This is a genomic window from Promicromonospora aerolata (genome assembly GCF_042682255.1).
In the GTDB taxonomy this organism is placed as follows: domain Bacteria; phylum Actinomycetota; class Actinomycetes; order Actinomycetales; family Cellulomonadaceae; genus Promicromonospora; species Promicromonospora aerolata.
Genome location: NZ_JBHUHF010000001.1, coordinates 5,401,195 through 5,416,159, shown reverse-complemented (window position 1 = coordinate 5,416,159; position 14,965 = coordinate 5,401,195). Strand labels below are relative to the sequence as shown.

Genomic DNA, 14,965 nt, shown 5'->3' with positions numbered 1-14,965 from the left:
ACCGGACCGTGACCAGAGGCGACTCGCCGGCGGGCGCCGAGGACGAGCTCCTCGCCGCCGTGCACGACACGCACGCCGGTGCGCTGTACCGGTACGTCGTGCGCCGCACGGGCGACGAGGAGGAGGCGCGCGACGTCGTGCAGGAGACGCTGTTGCGCGCGTGGCGGCACCCCGAGGTGCTCGAACGGTCCGAGGAATCGGTGCGGGCCTGGCTGTTCACGGTCGCACGCAACCTCACCGTCGACCACCTCCGCAGTGCCCGGCGCACCCGCGAGCGCGCCACCGGGCACGTGCCCGACCGCGAGGAACGGGACACGACGCAGGCCGTGCTCGACTCCTGGCTCGTCGCCGACGCGCTCGTGTCGCTCTCGCCGGCACACCGGGCGGTCGTCGTGGGCGCCTACTACGGCGGCCGCTCGGTGGCCGAGCTCGCGACCGAGCTGGGCGTCGCGCCCGGAACGGTGAAGTCGCGGCTGCACTACGGGCTGCGCGCGCTGCGCCTGGCCCTGCAGGAGAAAGGAGTCACGTCATGATCCCGGCAGACCCAGGACACGGCGGCGACCACTACGCGGAATGGGACGCGGCCTACGTGCTCGGCGCCCTGAGCCCGAGCGATCGCCGCGCCTACGAGCGACACCTGGCCGAGTGCGACACGTGCCGCTCGGCGGTCGCCGAGCTCGCCGGCATGCCGGGCCTGCTCGGCACACTGACCCCCGCGCACGCGGAGGCACTGGTGGCGGAGGCTCCGGAGGTGTCCGACGGCGGCGGGTCCACGCCCCACGCCCCCGGGCCGTACGCCGCGAGCTCCGCGCCGGATCCCGTGGTCTCGCTCGCCGGCCTCGCGGGCGCGGCACGCAGGTCCCGCACCCGACGCCGGTCGCTGGCTGCCGTCGCGGCGTCGGCCCTGGTGGTCGCCGGCGCTGTCGGCGGTTCGGTCCTCGCCGACGACGGCCTGTTCGGGACGCCGGGCGGGGCGGGGACGCCGCCGTCGGCCACCGTCGCGGGGGCCCGGACGATCGAGCTGCGCCCCGTGGGCGACGCCGACATGCGCGCCGAGCTGGTCGTCACGCCCACCACCTGGGGCACGAGCCTCCGCTGGAGCTGCCACTACCCGCCGGCACCGGGGCAGCAGCCCGACGGGCGCTACACGCCGGCGGAGCCGATCACGTACGAGCTCGTGCTGGTCGGCCAGGACGGCGCACGCACGGTGGCCGGGACCTGGTCCTGGTCGGGAGGCACGACCACGGGCCTCGACGCGTCGTCGGCCGTCCCGCTGACCGACGTGGACCGCATCGAGATCACGCTCGACGGGCAGGAGGAGGCACTCGCGGCGGCGACCCTATGACAGCCGCCGGGGCTCGGGGCGCGGCTCCAGCACGACGACCGCGGTCTCGGTCGACCGGAGCGCCGCGTAGGCGTCCAGGTGCGCGTCGATCTCCTGCCACAGGCTCCAGAGACGGGTGCGCTCCTCCCCCTGTGCCGCGTGCGCCTGCACGAAGTGGGACCCGTCGGCCACGTCCACCGTGGCCTCGGCGTGCTCCTGCAGGTTGAGCCACCAGGCGGGCTCGCCGTCGGCCCAGCCGTTCATCGCCAGGGTGATGTAGTTCGGCCCGTCCTCGAGGTAGGCGATGATCACGCTGTGCTCGCGCCCGGTGCGGCGCCCCGTGGTCGTCAGGCGCAGGGTTCCCCAGCTGTGCCCCCTCGGACGGCGAAGACCCACCCGGCCGGCGGTGACCCGGTACAGGCCGCGGTGCAGCGCCCACACCGTACGGACGAACCACCGGGGCGGAACCCGCGGTGCGGAGACTGGCCTGTGCTCGTTCGACACACTGATCACGATAGCGGGAACGACCATGCACTTGCTGCCGAAATCACGAACATCCTGGCAGCAAGTGCATGGTCAACCGGCTACCGCGGGGCGTAGGTCGTCTCGTCCAGGCCCGACTGGGTGGGGTCGTGGTCCACTTCCCCGACGTCGTACATCGTCGTCATCCAGTGGTAGAAGTTGTCGCCGCGGTCGCGGAGCAACCGGTACAGCCGCCCCATCATGCGGCGCTGCACCTCGGCCGGCCCGGGCGTGTCGTAGACGTTCGTCAGCTCGTGCGGGTCGGTCTCCAGGTCGTACAGCTCGTTCACGGAGTCCGGGTTGACCACCAGCTTGTACCGGTCCTCCCGCAGCATGCGCTGCGGGTACGGGAAGTGGTGCCCGTGGAACTCGCACACGATGTCCTGCTCCCACTCGACCTCGCGGCCCTCGACCAGGGGCAGCAGGCTGCGCGAGTCGATCGCCGGCTTCGGGTCGATGCCGGCCAGCTCGAGGATCGTGGCCGTGCAGTCCAGGAGGCTCACGAACTCGGTCCGCACCTGGCCCGCCGGGCCGCCCGGGACCCGCAGGAGGCCGGGCGTGCGGTAGATGTCCTCGTACATCGCCGGACCCTTGTCGTGCAGGCGGTGCGCCCCGGTGAACTCGCCGTGGTCGCAGGTGAAGAACACCGCGGTGTCGTCCACCAGGCCCAGCCGCTCGAGCGCGTCCATGACGCGGCCGATCTGCTGGTCGATGAGCGTCACGTACCCCCAGTAGACGGCGATCAGCTTGCGCGTCACCTCGATGGGCATCGTGTCGAAGGTCCAGTGCGCGCTGTAGTTGGCCTGGACGGGCGGCTTGCCCTCGAACGTCTCGGCGATGGAGGCCGGCAGCTCCACGTCGGCCGGGTCGAACATGTCGAAGTACTCGTCCGGCACGATGTACGGCAGATGGGGCCCGAAGAAGCTGAGCTCCAGGAAGAACGGCCGCGCTCCGCTGCGGTAGTCGTCCGCGTACTTCTCCAAGAGCTCGATGGTGCGGGTCGCCAGGTAGTGCTCGAACGTGGCCTCGACCGGCTGGTGCAGCCGTGCCGCCAGCAGGTTGCCCGGCCCGCCGTTGGGCAGCGTGCCGCGCACCCGGTCGCTGATCTCGTAGGGCGGCAGGTCGTTGTCCTTCAGGTACGCCAGGTAGTCCTCGTTCTCCACGGGGTTGTGCCAGCCCGGCAGGTCCGGCCCGTCGAACCCGAAGTACGCCGCGTCCTTCACGGTGCCGGCGTGCCACTTGCCGACGAGCCCGGTGTTGTACCCGTGCTCCCGCAACGCCTCCACGTAGGTGAAGGTGCCGTCGGCCAGGTCCTCCTGATAGCCCACGTTGCGCTCGTGGTTGGCCAGCACCTGGTGCCGGAACGGTGCCTGCCCGGTGAGCAGGCTCGCCCGCGACGGCGTGCAGATCGCGGTCGGCGTGTACCACCGGTCGAACCGCGTACCCGTACGGGCCAGCTCGTCGAGCACCGGCGTGCGCGCCTGCGCGTTGCCGTAGGCACCCAGCGTGTCGGCCCGGTGCTGGTCGGTCATGAGGAACAGGACGTTCCGCCGCGACGTCGCCTCGGGGCCCTGTCCGGTCGCTGCGTCCGCCACCGGGTCACTCACCCGCCTTGAGGAACAGGTCGCCGGTGTAGTACTCGGCGGGGTCGACCGGCGCCTCGAGCGTGCCCGCCTCGACGAAGTAGTCGTTCATGCCGGACAGCCACGTGTCGACCGTGCCGTCCTCGGTGATCTTGTCGAGCTCCGCGAGGTCCAGGACCTCGACGTTCGCGGCATCCGCCTCGACGTCGGCCACGTCGAGGTTGTTGAACTCCGCGGTCAGCTCGATCGTCTCGTCCATGTTCTCGGAGCGGTAGGCCATCGCCTCGCGCAGCACCGTGAGCACTGCGTCCACCTTCTCGGGTTCGTCGGCCACCACGTCGTTGCCCGCCACGAACGCCGTCGGGAAGGCGACCTTGTCCTCGAAGTCGGTGTTGTCCGCCAGCTCGACCAGGTCCGGCACCTGCTCCTTGACCGTCGCGAGCGCCGGGTACCAGAAGCCGGCGGCGTCGACCTGCCCCGACGACAGCGCGGCCACGATGGCCGGCGGCTCCATCGGCACGAGCTCGATGTCCTCCTTGGTCATGCCGGCGTCCTCGAGGGCGAGGGTCAGGATCATGTCGCCCGACGTACCCTCCGGCACGGCGACGGTCTTGCCCTTGAGGTCCTCGACCGACTCGATGCCGGGCTGCGCGACGACGCGGTCGGCGCGGCCGAGCGTGTTCATCGCGACGAGCTTCGCCTGGCCGGAGGCGGGCAGCCAGAACGCGCCGGGGCCGATGTACCCGAAGTCGAGGTCGCCCGTTCCGAGCGCCTGGATCTGCAGCGGCCCGTTGGTGAACGACGACGTGGTGGCGTCGATGCCGTGCTTCTCCCACAGCCCCTGGTCCTCGGCGACGGCCAGCAGGCTGGTGCCGTTGAAGTCGGGGATGTAGCCGAAGTTGACCTCGATGGTGTCGCCGCCGTCCGCCCCGGCGGCGCCGCCGGAGGAGCAGGCTCCCACGGACAGCACGAGGGCGAGGCCGGCGAGCGCCGCACCGATGGTCTTGCGGGGTGATGGCCTGGAAAATCGCATGGGGGATCCTTAGAACGGGTTCGTGGGTTCTGGTGAGGTCTGGGGCAGGTGGCCGGGTTTGGGGGCCACCCGGCGGGGCCGGGCTAGTGGTCGGCGGTCTGGTGGTAGACGGCGCGCCACACGCGGTTGCGCAGCTCGCCGAACTCGGGGCTGAGCCGCACGTCCTCGGTGCGCGGGTACGGCAGGTCGACGTCGATGACCTCGTGGATGCGGCCCGGGCGGGCGGCCATGACGACCACGCGGCCCGCGAGGAACACGGCCTCGTCGACGTCGTGCGTGATGAAGAGGACCGTGCGCTTCTCGGTGCTCCAGGTGTCGAGCAGCTGTTCTTGCAGGCGCACCCGGGTCAGGGCGTCCAGTGCGCCGAACGGCTCGTCCATGAGCAGGATCGACGGGTTCACTGCGTAGGCGCGGGCGATCGCGCAGCGCTGCTTCATGCCGCCCGACAGCGTCTTGGGCAGCGCGTCCGCGAACTGCTCCAGGCCGACCAGCCGCACGTAGTGCTCGGCGCGCTCCCGGCGCTCGACGGCGGGCAGGCCCGCTACCTTGAGCCCGAACTCGACGTTCTTGCGCACCGTGAGCCAGGGGAACAGCGCGTACTGCTGGAAGATCACGCCGCGCTCCGGCCCGGGGCCGGTCACGCCGTTGCCGTCCACGAGCACCTCGCCCGACGTCGGCGTCTCCAGGCCCGCGACGATGTTCATCAGGGTGGACTTGCCGCAGCCCGACGGGCCGACGACGGTCACGAACTCGTTGTCGGCGACGTCCAGGGAGACGCTGTCGAGCGCGACGAACTCCTCGTCCTGCAGCGCGAACGTCTTGCGGGTGTCGCGCACGGAGATCTTCGCGGTGTCGGTCATGGTCTTCGGTGTCTCCTGCGTGGTGGTCATCGTCGCTCCTGCCATCCGGTGAGCCTGGTCTCCGCCAGCAGCAGCAGCCGGTCCATCGTCAGGCCGAGGATGCCGATGACGACGATGCTGACGAAGATCGTCGCGAGGTCGTAGTAGGTCTGGGCCTGCTGCATGCGGAACCCGAGGCCCGCCTGGGCGGCGAGCAGCTCTGCCGCGACGAGGGTGGCCCACGCGGAACCGAGGCCGACCCGCATGCCGACGAGGATGAACGGCGACGACGCCGGCACCACGACGCGCACGAAGATCGTGCCGTCGCCCGCACCGAGCACGCGGGCCGCGTTGATGAGCGTCCGGTCGACGCTGACCACGCCCTGGTAGGTCGAGATGACGCAGGCCAGGAAGGCCGCCAGGAAGATGACGAACACCTTGGGCATCTCGCCGATACCCATCAGCACCAGCACGAGCGGCAGCAGCGCCAGCGGCGGGATGGTGCGGAAGAACTGGATCCACGGTTCGAACAGGCCACGGGCCGGCGTGTACCAGCCCATCAGGAACCCGACCGGGACCGCGGCGGCCGAGCCGAGCAGGAACCCGGCAAGGACGCGGCCGAGGCTGGCCGACAGGTCCTCCATCAGGGTGCCGTCGCTCCAGAGCTCGATGCCCTGGACGAGCACCTCCGGCGGCGTGGGGAGCTGCAGCCCGCTGAGGGCCAGCAACCACCAGATCCCGATGCCGCCCACGACCGAGACGGTGTTGAGGACGAGCAGGGTTGTTCGTTTCCCGGCACGGCGACGGGGCGGAGACCCGTTCTTCGTCGCGGTGGGAGTCGACACGGTCGACGCTGTCACAGGGCTCTCCTCATACGTGCGTGCAGAGTTTCGGGCGGGGTGCCGGGCCGTGGCCCGCGCAACGGCCCGCGCAGGTCTCCGCGGGCGTGGGTGGTCTCCGGCTCGGGGTATCCGGCCAGCAGGGGGGAAAGATGGAAGGCGGCGGCGAGCGCGCCGAGCGCACCGTCGGTGTCGCGCAGCCGCCCGGCGCGTACCACCAGCGAGTCGCCGGTGGGCAGGGGGTGCAGCTCATAGCGCAGGGCGGCGGCGGCCTGCTCGACGATCACGGGGGCGACCCGGGTGATCTCGCCGCCGATCACTATCTCGTCCGGGTCGAGGGCGAGGGCCGCCATGCCGAGCACGCGCCCCACGGTCGCGCCGACGTCGCGCAGCACACCCTCGACCACGGGGTCGCTGGTGGCCACCGCGGCGGCCAGGTCGTCGAGGTTCTCGACCTCGACGCCCTTCTCGCGGCACGCGGCCAGGACGGCGTGGACGGACGCGACGGTCTCGAGGCAGCCCCGCTTGCCACAGCGGCACCGGGTGCCCGCCGGGTCCACGGAGACGTGGCCGAGCTCGCCGGCGAACCCGTGCGCCCCGGTGCCGATGCGGCCGCCGACGACGAGCCCGCCGCCCACGCCGTCCGACAGGCGCACGTACAGCAGGTCGCTCGCGCCCTCGGGCTGCGACACCGCCTCCGCGAGCGCCGCCAGGCGGGTGTTGTTGTCGACGACGACGGGCGCGTCGAACCGTTCGGCGAACGCGGCGTGCACGCCGTCGGGCGCCGACCGGCGCACCCAGGGCACCTGTTCGCTGTCCGGGCGCCCGCCGCCGTGCGGCCCGGCCACGCCGATGCCGACCGCCTGCAGCTCACCGAAGTGCAGCCCGTGGTCGCGGGCCAGCCGGTCGATGAGGGAGAAGGCGAGCTCGAGCCGCTCGGCGCCCACGGTCTCGTCGTCGTAGTGCTCGACGCCGGAGGCGACGGTCTCCCGCGTCGCGTCCGCCACCGCGGCGCGGACGCGCCGGTGGCCGAAGTCGACGCCCAGGTACTGGCCGGACCCGGGGTCGAGCGCCAGGCGCTCGGCGGGCCGGCCGCTGCCCCTGCGGGTCGCGGCGTCGGTGTCGAGCACCACGATGGCGCCGCGCCGCAGGAGCTCGGCGGTGGTCTCGGAGAGGGTGGTCCGGGAGAGCCCTACGCGCCGGGCGAGCTCGCCGCGGCTCAGGGGCCCGTCGCGCAGTGCGCCGAGGACGCGGCCTTCATGGGCGCGCCTCGCGGTACTACCGGGTGTCGTCGTCGACATACCGGTGACCCTAGGGACCCCACAATTTTTCCGTCAACGACCCGGCAAAAAACCGGATCATTTTGGCCGCTCTCAAACAAAACCCCGCCCACCCTCGCTGAGTGCTGGGTATGTGCGCGTTGAGACGTCTCAGTCCCGCAGATACCCAGCACTCAACGGAGGCGGGGGGTTATGGCATGGCGTACGTGCGGAGGTAGTCGAAGCGTGCCGTGGCGCCCGGGGTGTTCATCGCTACCAGGCCGATGCGGAGGTCCTTGTCGTTCGGCAGGGTCCAGACGCCGCCCCACCGCCACGTCTCCCCGTCGGTGCTCGAGGCCATGCGCACCTCGTACTCACCGTTCGCGGCGTCCTGGTGGGCGTACAGCCGCAACCAGGTGGTCTCTCCGGGCGCGGCGCCCCACATCGGGGCCGCGGCCACCGCCGTCGGCGGCGTGGTGGTGGGGCGCGGCCCCTCCTTGGTGAACTCCACCTGCTGCGAGACGCTCCCCGGCTTGCGGGAGAGTCCGAGCTGGGAGTGCACCAGCTTCACGAACTGGTCGTCGCTCCCGTACAGGACCAGGCCGGCCTGCTTGTTCACCCCGACGCCGTCCAGCTCGAGCTTGGTCTCGACCAGGTAGTCCCCCTCGGGCGCGTCGCGGGTCAGCACGGACGCCGAGTTGGTGCGGAGATACAGCTCGGCCCCCTGGGTCGGCCAGGTGAAGGCGCCGTCCTCGAGCCGGACGCCGTCGGCCGGGCCCCGCACCCAGGACCAGGCCGATCCGTCCTCGCCGGGCACGGTGCCGTCGAACTCGTCCGAGCTGCCCGGCAGCAGCGCGCCCGGTTCGGGGTCGGCGACCCGCTCGGTCACCGGTCGGGCCGCGGGGACGAGGCTGATGTTGTCGGCGTCGGCGCCGCCGCGGGCGGTCACACCGACGGGTGCCTCGGTCGCGCGCCCCGTGCCGCCGTCCGGCCGGGTCGCCGCCGTCGGGGTCGCCGCCGCATGGGTCGGCGCCGTCAGGGTCGCCGCCGTCAGGGTCGCCGTGCCGAGCGGTTCGTTCAGGTTGTCGGCGGAGACGGCAGCGGTGAACGTGCCGGCGTCGACGTCGCGGTCGAGCGTGACGACGTTCCAGTCGCCGTACGGGAAGCTCTCCGGCAGGGCGGTGGCGGTCCGCACGGTGCGGGCGCCACGCCCGGCCTCGAGCCGCAGCTCGCCGGCGCCGCGATCGACCCAGGCGACGGCACGCCGCACGCCCTCGCCGAGGACGAGCCCGGCAGCGCCGTCGGCGTCGGTCACCCGCAGGTCTGCCTGGGCACGCAGATCGCCGTCGGCCCCAGCGGTGCTCGCGAGGGACGACCCGGCGAGGTGCACGTACGGGCCCGCGTCCGTCTCCTCGGCGACCGTGACGTCGCCGTCGGCGGACCAGCCGTCGAGGGAGCCGCCGGCGAACGTGGTGCTGACCGCGCCGGAGGTCGCCGGGGCGGGCTGCGGCCCCGACGACGGTCCGGCGCCCGCGTTCACGACCGGCCAGCCGTCGACCCAGTCGAGCCGGTCGATCATGAGCGGCCGCTTCGACAGGTTCAGCGTGCCGTTCCGGGTGTCGACCGGCGGGAAGTCCGGGTCGTCCGTCGGGATCGCGTGGTAGGCCATCCAGTCCTGGCCGGCCAGGTCGGTCAGCACCGAGTGGTGGCCGGGACCCGCGAAGCCGTTGCCGTTCGACGTCAGCACATAGCCGCCCTTGGTCGACTCGGCCATGAGGTCCACTCCGTCATCGTCCAGGAACGGTCCGCGCGGGCTCTCGCTCCGTCCGACCTTGACGGTGTACCCGCTGAAGGCGCCGTCGCAGCAGCCCGCGTCGGAGTACATCAGGTAGTAGAGGTCGTCGTGACGCACCATGAACGCGCCCTCCATGCGACGCCCCTGCGCGACCTGGGTGACCGGGCCGGTGAGCTCTTCGGCGCCGGGGGTGAGCTCCGAGACGCAGACGACGTCGTAGCTGCCCCAGTACAGGTAGAGCGTGCCGTCGTCGTCCGTGAACAGGGCCTGGTCGATGTTGCCTGTCGGACAGCCCGCGACCTGCGCGGACGGCACCAGCAGCCGGTCACGGTGCGTCCACGGGCCGGTCGGCGTCGGTGCCGTGGCCACTGCGAGGCCGCCCGTGGAGAGGCCGTAGGTCAGCAGATATTCGCCGTCGACGTAGCGGATGTCCGGCGCCCAGGCGCGGGAGTTCGACCGCCAGGTGGACGGCACGTCGTCGGCGTCGATCACCTCGCCCGCGTACTCCCAGTGCGCCAGGTCCTCGGAGCGCAGGATCGGCAGGATCCGCTCCCCCGGCTCGCCCGCGCTGTTGAACACCGGGTTCTGGGTGCCGTACGCGTACCAGGCACCGTCCTTGCCACGGATCACCGCGGGGTCCGGGAACGTGTCGGTGACCCCGGCGGAGACCGGGTTCGTGTAGGTGGCGCCGTCGATGTTCGGTGCGGTGGTGGGTGGGTTGGGGGCCGGGTTGGGGGCCGGGTTGGGGGCCGGGTTGGGGGCGTCGGCCGGGGCTGCGGCAGCGGCGTCGGCGGGGGCAGCAGCGGCGTCGGCGGGCGGGGCATCAGCGCCTACGCCCTGGGCGGGGACCATCCCCGACGCCAGGACCGCCGCCGCGACCGCCGCGACCCAGCCGGTCCGGACCGGTCCGCGGGGGCGACGTCGCGCCGTGCTGGGTCGACCTGAGCTCCATCGATCTGATCTCCATTGATCTGATCCCAAACGCATGAGGGCAGGCTCCTCTCGAACGGTGCCGTCGAGCAGTCGCGCGACGGCGGGCCGGTGCCCCGTGACAGGACGCCCAGGCTCCGCCCCTCATCGAAGGAGCCCTGAGTTCTTCCGGCAACTACCCGACAAAAAACATCGGACACTAAACCGCCACCCACCCGTGGCACCGCCCCCCGGCCCCCGTCCGCGGACCACCGCCGCCGAACCACTCCTGACCGAGGTTCAGCAGGCTCCAGGGGACCACTCAGCGTCCGATAACGGTCGCCTGGAGCCTGCTGAACACGAATCGGTCACCCTCGCCGCCGACTCCGGAGCACGAATGTCCAGGGACGCCGTTCGGCCGTACTCAGCTTGCGGTTCGGCACCGCACACGCCGCAGCCCAGCGATCTGGCCCGAAACTCACCTGGCGGGTTCTAGCGATCCCCGCAACACCCTGGATTTCGGGGAGTTGCGGGGATCGTGGTTGCTGAGGAGTTGAGGGCGAGGTTCTTCGAGGCTCCGGGCCGCCTACTTGATCGCGCCCATCGAGAGGCCGCGCACCAGCTGCTTCTGCGCGATCCAGCCCGCGAGGATCACGGGGAGCGACGCGAGCAGTGCGGCCGCGCACAGCCGAGCGAGGAACAGGCCCTCGCTCGTCATGGTCGACACGATGAGCACCGGCACGGTCGCCGCCTGGGACGCCGTCAGGTTGAGCGCGAAGAAGAACTCGTTCCACGCGAAGATCACGCAGATGAGCGCGGTGGCCGCGATACCAGGGGCCACCATCGGCAGGAGCACGGACCGCATGGTGCGCATCAGCCCCGCACCGTCGATGGCCGCGGCCTCGAGCACCTCACCGGGCACCTCGATGAAGAACGACCGCATCATCCACACCGCGATCGGCAGGTTCATCGCCGTGTACAGGACCACGAGGGTCCAGATGTTGTCGAGCACCTTGAGCTGGCCGGCGATCACGTAGATCGGCACGATGACGGCCACGACCGGCAGCATCTTGGTGGAGATGAAGAAGAACAGCACGTCGCTGACCTTCTGCACCGGCCGGATCGACAGCGCGTACGCGGCCGGGACACCGAGCAGCAGGACGAGCACGGTGGAGACGCCGGTGGCGATCACCGAGTTGCCCACATAGACCATGGACCCGCCCTCGAGCACGGCGCGGAACTGGTCGAGCGTCGGCGCGAAGAACCACGTCGGCGGGTCGGAGGCGGCCTGGTTCTCCTGCTTGAACGCCGTCATGGCCATCCAGGCGACCGGGAAGAAGAACCCGATGGCCAGCAGCCACGTGACGGTGGTCAGGAACCCGCCGGAGAAGCGACGGTTCGTCGCGCGCGGAGTCACCGCGGGGGTAGCGACAGACATGGTCACTCCTTCACCTCGAAGCTACGGAAGATCAGGCGCAGTGCGGCGGAGGCCACGATGATCGTGGCGATCACGACGACGACACCCATGGCGGCGGCCTGCCCGATGTCGAACCCGAGGAACGCCCGCTGGTAGATGTAGAACGGCAGGTTGGCGCTGGCCGTACCGGGCCCGCCCGCCGTCATGAGGTAGATCTGGTCGAACGTGTTGACCACGTAGATGATCCCGAGCAGCACACCCAGCTCGATGAACCGGCGCAGGTGCGGCAGCGTGATCAGCCGGAAGGTGAGCCACGAGTTGGCGCCGTCGACGGAGGCCGCCTCGAGCACGTCCTTCGGCTGCGCCTGCAGGCCGGCGAGCACGAGCAGCATCATGAACGGCGTCCACTGCCACACCAGGGCCATCAGGATGGCGATCACCGGGTACGTCGACGTCCAGTCGACCGCCTCGATGCCGAACAGGCCGAGTGCCCAGTTGAACAGGCCGTAGGTCGGGTTCAGCAGGGCGACCGACCACAGCACCGACGTCGCGACCGGCATCACGAGGAAGGGTGTGATGAGCATGGTGCGGGCCACGCTGCGCCCGAAGAACGGGCGGTCCAGCAGCAGGGCGAGCACGATGCCGAGGATCATCGCGACCAGGACGCAGCCGAGGGTGATGACCACCGAGTTGACGGCGGTCTGCCGGAACGTGGAGTCGCGGGCGATGTCGAGGTAGTTCGAGAAGCCCACGAACAGGTCGGCCTCGGGACGCAGCAGGTTCCGCGAGTGCAGCGAGTACCAGATCGTCAGGAGGAACGGCAGCTGCGTGACGATGATGGTGAAGATCAGGGCCGGCAGCAGCGGGCCCCGACGGCGCCAGCCCTCCGCGCGGCTGATCGGCCGCGTGGACGCGGCCTTGCGAGCATCCCGGCGCGCGCCTTCGAGCCGGTCGACGGTCGTGGTGCTCATTGCCCCTCCTCTGCCTGGTAGGTCTCCGCCACGGTCTCGGCGTAACGCTGGGACTGCGCGATGGCCTCGTCCACGGTGACCTGCCCGGCGATAGCGGCGGACATCTGCTGACCTACCCGGGTACCGAGGTCCTGGAACTCGGGGATACCGACGAACTGGATGCCGGGGTACGGCACCTCGTGCGTCATCGTCGCCTCCTGGGTGGCGCCGTTCATCGACTCGAGGGTCGCGTCGGCGTAGGCCTGCGACACCTCGGCGTACTCGGGGATCTCGTAGGTGGACAGCCGGCTGCCGGGCGGCACCCGCTCCCAGCCGAGCTCCTCGCCCACGAGCTCGATGTACTCCTTGTTCGTCATCCAGGACACGAAGTCCCAGGCGGCGTCCTTGTGCTCGCTCGTGGACGGGATGGCCAGCGACCAGCTGTAGAGCCAGCCCGCCGCCTCCGTCTCGGCGACCGGTGCGGGCACGTAGCCGACGTCGCCCGCCACGGTCGACGACGAGGGGTCCTCGACGGACGACACCATGGAGGTCGCGTCGTACCACATGGCCGACTGGCCCTGGGAGAAGCGGGTGAGGCAGTCGCCGAAGCCCGACGTCGCCGCACCCGGCTGCCCGTAGGTCCGCAACGTGTCGATGTACGTCTCGATGGCCTCGCGACTCTCCGGCGAGTCGAGCGTCGCGTTCCACTCGGCGTCGAACCAGCCACCACCGAACGTGTTCAGGGCCGTGGTCATGGGCGCCATGTTCTCGCCCCAGCCGGCCAGACCACGCAGGCAGATCCCGGAGAAGTCCTGTGCCGGGTCGTGCAGGTCGCCGGCCAGCTCGCGCACCTCGTCCCAGGTCGGGTTGGCGGGCATCTCCAGCCCCGCCTCCTCGAACAGGTCGGTGCGGTAGGCCAGGAACGAGGACTCCCCGTAGAACGGCACGGAGTACATGTCGCCGTCGGACGAGAGAGCCTCGCGGACGCTGGGGACGAAGTCCTCGGCGTCGTACCCGTCGGTGGCCTCGATGTACGGCTGCAGGTTCTCGATCCAGCCGTTCTCGGCCCACATGGGCGTCTCGTAGTTGGAGATCATGACGACGTCGAACTCACCGCCGCCGGTGGCGACCGACGCCGTGATCTTGGCGCGGGCCTCGTTCTCGGGCAGGGACACGAACTGCACGTCCACACCGGGGTGGGCCGCACGGAACTCGTCCTGCAACGAGATCGCGTCCTGCATCTGCGGGTTGGAGACGATCGCCACCACGATCTGCTCACCGTCACCACCTCCCACGGCGCCCGCTCCGGCACAGCCGGAGAGCGCCAGCGCGACGGCGGCCGTCGTGGCCGCGATCCTCACCCTCACCGAAGTACCCCTCGGAGGTCGGAACATCCTCGTCCTCTCCTCGGCGCAGCCTCTACGCCGCGCTCATTTGAGAATTTTAACTTGCTCATCTGCTTCCGCAGAGTAGTTGGGTATGCTCAGGTGAGCAAGACCCTCCGCTCAATAGTCGCTCAACCGTTCCCGCTATCGCCTGCGGGGGTGAGGACGCAGGTGACCCAGAACGAGTCGAACCTCATGGTCGAGGTGAGCACCGACTACTACCTCGACGGCAAGTCGAAGGTCGAGATCGCCCGGGACCGCGGCATCTCCCGCTTCCAGGTGGCCCGCCTGCTCGCCCAGGCCCGTGACCAGGGCGTGGTCCGTATCGAGATCACGCCACCCCGGGTCGACGGCGAGCGCGGTGCCCGCCTCGCCGCACGGCTCGGGGTGAGCGAGATCCTCGTCGCAGCCACGGGCGAGGACACCACGGCCACCCGGGAGAACGTCGCGGTCGAGCTCGCCCGCGCGGCACGCGACCACATCACCGAGGGCGCGACGGTCGGCGTGTCCTGGTCCCGCACGGTCGAGGCCGCCGTGCGGCACATCGGACGGCTCCCGCAGTGCGACGTCGTCCAGCTGGTCGGGGCACTGCCCGTCGAGGGCAGCGGCAACTCCCTCGCACTGATCAACACGTTCGAGCAGATGCCGGGCGTGCGCACCTGGCCGGTCTGGTCGCCCCTCCTCGTGGCCGACGCGGCGACCGCCGCCGGCATGCGTCGGCAGCCCGAGATCGCCGACGCCCTCGCCCGCGCCGACCGCCTGGACGTCGCCATCGTGGCGGTCGGCCACTGGTCCGAGCGCAGCTCCACGGTGTTCCCGCAGATCAGCGTCGAGGAGCAGCAGGCGGCCACCGACGCGGGCGCCATCGCGGAGTGTTCGGGCCGGCTGTTCGACGCCGAGGGCCGCCCCGTCCGGACGAGTCTCGACGAGCGTGTGGTCGGCGTGACGCTCGAACAGCTCGCGGCCACGCCCCAGGTCATCGTCATCGGCTATGGCGCGGCCGTCGCGCCGGGCCTGGTGGCGGCCGTGCGCGGCGGGGTCGCCAACACCCTGGTGGTCGACGACGCCGCGGCGACCGCCCTGGAGCAGCTCGCCCCCGCCTAGTGCGGC

General features: G+C 71.1%; 13 protein-coding genes. 3 read left to right on the top strand and 10 right to left on the bottom strand.

The features are described 5' to 3' along the window. The first annotated feature begins 8 nt into the window (after positions 1–8). Positions 9–533: a sigma-70 family RNA polymerase sigma factor gene (locus ACFSL2_RS24045; protein WP_377200254.1), complete on the top strand. Its 525-nt coding sequence runs from the start codon at positions 9–11 to the stop codon at positions 531–533. Next, a complete protein-coding gene (locus ACFSL2_RS24040; protein ID WP_377200253.1) occupies positions 530–1,345 on the top strand; it encodes an anti-sigma factor family protein in 816 nt (271 codons plus the stop codon). The genes ACFSL2_RS24045 and ACFSL2_RS24040 overlap by 4 nt, the downstream gene beginning before the upstream one ends. Here ACFSL2_RS24040 and ACFSL2_RS24035 read toward each other — a convergent pair. The 10 genes from ACFSL2_RS24035 to ACFSL2_RS23990 form a co-directional block, all read right to left on the bottom strand. Beyond that, complete coding sequence (locus ACFSL2_RS24035; protein ID WP_377200252.1) at positions 1,340–1,828, bottom strand: nitroreductase/quinone reductase family protein; 489 nt, start codon at positions 1,826–1,828, stop codon at positions 1,340–1,342. The two genes, ACFSL2_RS24040 and ACFSL2_RS24035, sit on opposite strands and share 6 nt — an antisense overlap. Positions 1,829–1,908: 80 nt before the next feature. Continuing rightward, positions 1,909–3,441, bottom strand: a complete 1,533-nt coding sequence (locus tag ACFSL2_RS24030; RefSeq protein ID WP_377200251.1) for a sulfatase-like hydrolase/transferase — start codon at positions 3,439–3,441, stop codon at positions 1,909–1,911. A 4-nt stretch (positions 3,442–3,445) separates the two neighbouring features. Beyond that, a complete protein-coding gene (locus ACFSL2_RS24025) occupies positions 3,446–4,462 on the bottom strand; it encodes an aliphatic sulfonate ABC transporter substrate-binding protein (protein WP_377200250.1) in 1,017 nt (338 codons plus the stop codon). Positions 4,463–4,545: 83 nt separating this feature from the next. Then, positions 4,546–5,352: an ABC transporter ATP-binding protein gene (locus tag ACFSL2_RS24020; RefSeq protein WP_377200249.1), complete on the bottom strand. Its 807-nt coding sequence runs from the start codon at positions 5,350–5,352 to the stop codon at positions 4,546–4,548. After that, positions 5,349–6,161 (bottom strand): ABC transporter permease, encoded by an 813-nt coding sequence (locus ACFSL2_RS24015; RefSeq protein WP_377200248.1) that lies wholly within the window; start codon positions 6,159–6,161, stop codon positions 5,349–5,351. Before ACFSL2_RS24015 ends, ACFSL2_RS24020 begins: the two co-directional genes overlap by 4 nt. Beyond that, positions 6,158–7,441, bottom strand: coding sequence for an ROK family protein (locus ACFSL2_RS24010; protein WP_377200247.1), 1,284 nt, complete (start codon positions 7,439–7,441; stop codon positions 6,158–6,160). The genes ACFSL2_RS24015 and ACFSL2_RS24010 overlap by 4 nt, the downstream gene beginning before the upstream one ends. Before the next feature lie 169 nt (positions 7,442–7,610). Continuing rightward, positions 7,611–10,046 carry a glycoside hydrolase family 43 protein gene (locus tag ACFSL2_RS24005; protein WP_377200246.1) on the bottom strand — a complete coding sequence of 812 codons (2,436 nt, stop codon included), beginning with the start codon at positions 10,044–10,046 and terminating at the stop codon, positions 7,611–7,613. Positions 10,047–10,689: 643 nt separating this feature from the next. Next, positions 10,690–11,541, bottom strand: a complete 852-nt coding sequence (locus ACFSL2_RS24000; protein WP_377200245.1) for a carbohydrate ABC transporter permease — start codon at positions 11,539–11,541, stop codon at positions 10,690–10,692. A 2-nt stretch (positions 11,542–11,543) separates the two neighbouring features. After that, a complete protein-coding gene (locus tag ACFSL2_RS23995) occupies positions 11,544–12,491 on the bottom strand; it encodes a carbohydrate ABC transporter permease (protein WP_377200244.1) in 948 nt (315 codons plus the stop codon). Then, positions 12,488–13,837: an ABC transporter substrate-binding protein gene (locus ACFSL2_RS23990; protein WP_465264543.1), complete on the bottom strand. Its 1,350-nt coding sequence runs from the start codon at positions 13,835–13,837 to the stop codon at positions 12,488–12,490. Before ACFSL2_RS23990 ends, ACFSL2_RS23995 begins: the two co-directional genes overlap by 4 nt. A gap of 189 nt (positions 13,838–14,026) precedes the next feature. Here ACFSL2_RS23990 and ACFSL2_RS23985 point away from each other — a divergent pair, with 189 nt between their 5' ends. Next, the gene (locus ACFSL2_RS23985) at positions 14,027–14,959 is read left to right on the top strand and encodes a sugar-binding transcriptional regulator (RefSeq protein WP_377200242.1); all 933 of its coding nucleotides are present in this window, start codon (positions 14,027–14,029) and stop codon (positions 14,957–14,959) included. Positions 14,960–14,965: the final 6 nt, after the last annotated feature.

What these genes read in the sequence shown, in the direction of transcription:
- ACFSL2_RS24005 (WP_377200246.1), bottom strand. Translation starts at nt 10,046, where the DNA reads ATGGTCCCCGCCCAGGGCGTAGGCGCTGATGCCCCGCCCGCCGACGCC.
- ACFSL2_RS24000 (WP_377200245.1), bottom strand. Translation starts at nt 11,541, where the DNA reads ATGTCTGTCGCTACCCCCGCGGTGACTCCGCGCGCGACGAACCGTCGC.
- ACFSL2_RS24020 (WP_377200249.1), bottom strand. Translation starts at nt 5,352, where the DNA reads ATGACCACCACGCAGGAGACACCGAAGACCATGACCGACACCGCGAAG.
- ACFSL2_RS24040 (WP_377200253.1), top strand. Translation starts at nt 530, where the DNA reads ATGATCCCGGCAGACCCAGGACACGGCGGCGACCACTACGCGGAATGG.
- ACFSL2_RS24010 (WP_377200247.1), bottom strand. Translation starts at nt 7,441, where the DNA reads ATGTCGACGACGACACCCGGTAGTACCGCGAGGCGCGCCCATGAAGGC.
- ACFSL2_RS23995 (WP_377200244.1), bottom strand. Translation starts at nt 12,491, where the DNA reads ATGAGCACCACGACCGTCGACCGGCTCGAAGGCGCGCGCCGGGATGCT.
- ACFSL2_RS24025 (WP_377200250.1), bottom strand. Translation starts at nt 4,462, where the DNA reads ATGCGATTTTCCAGGCCATCACCCCGCAAGACCATCGGTGCGGCGCTC.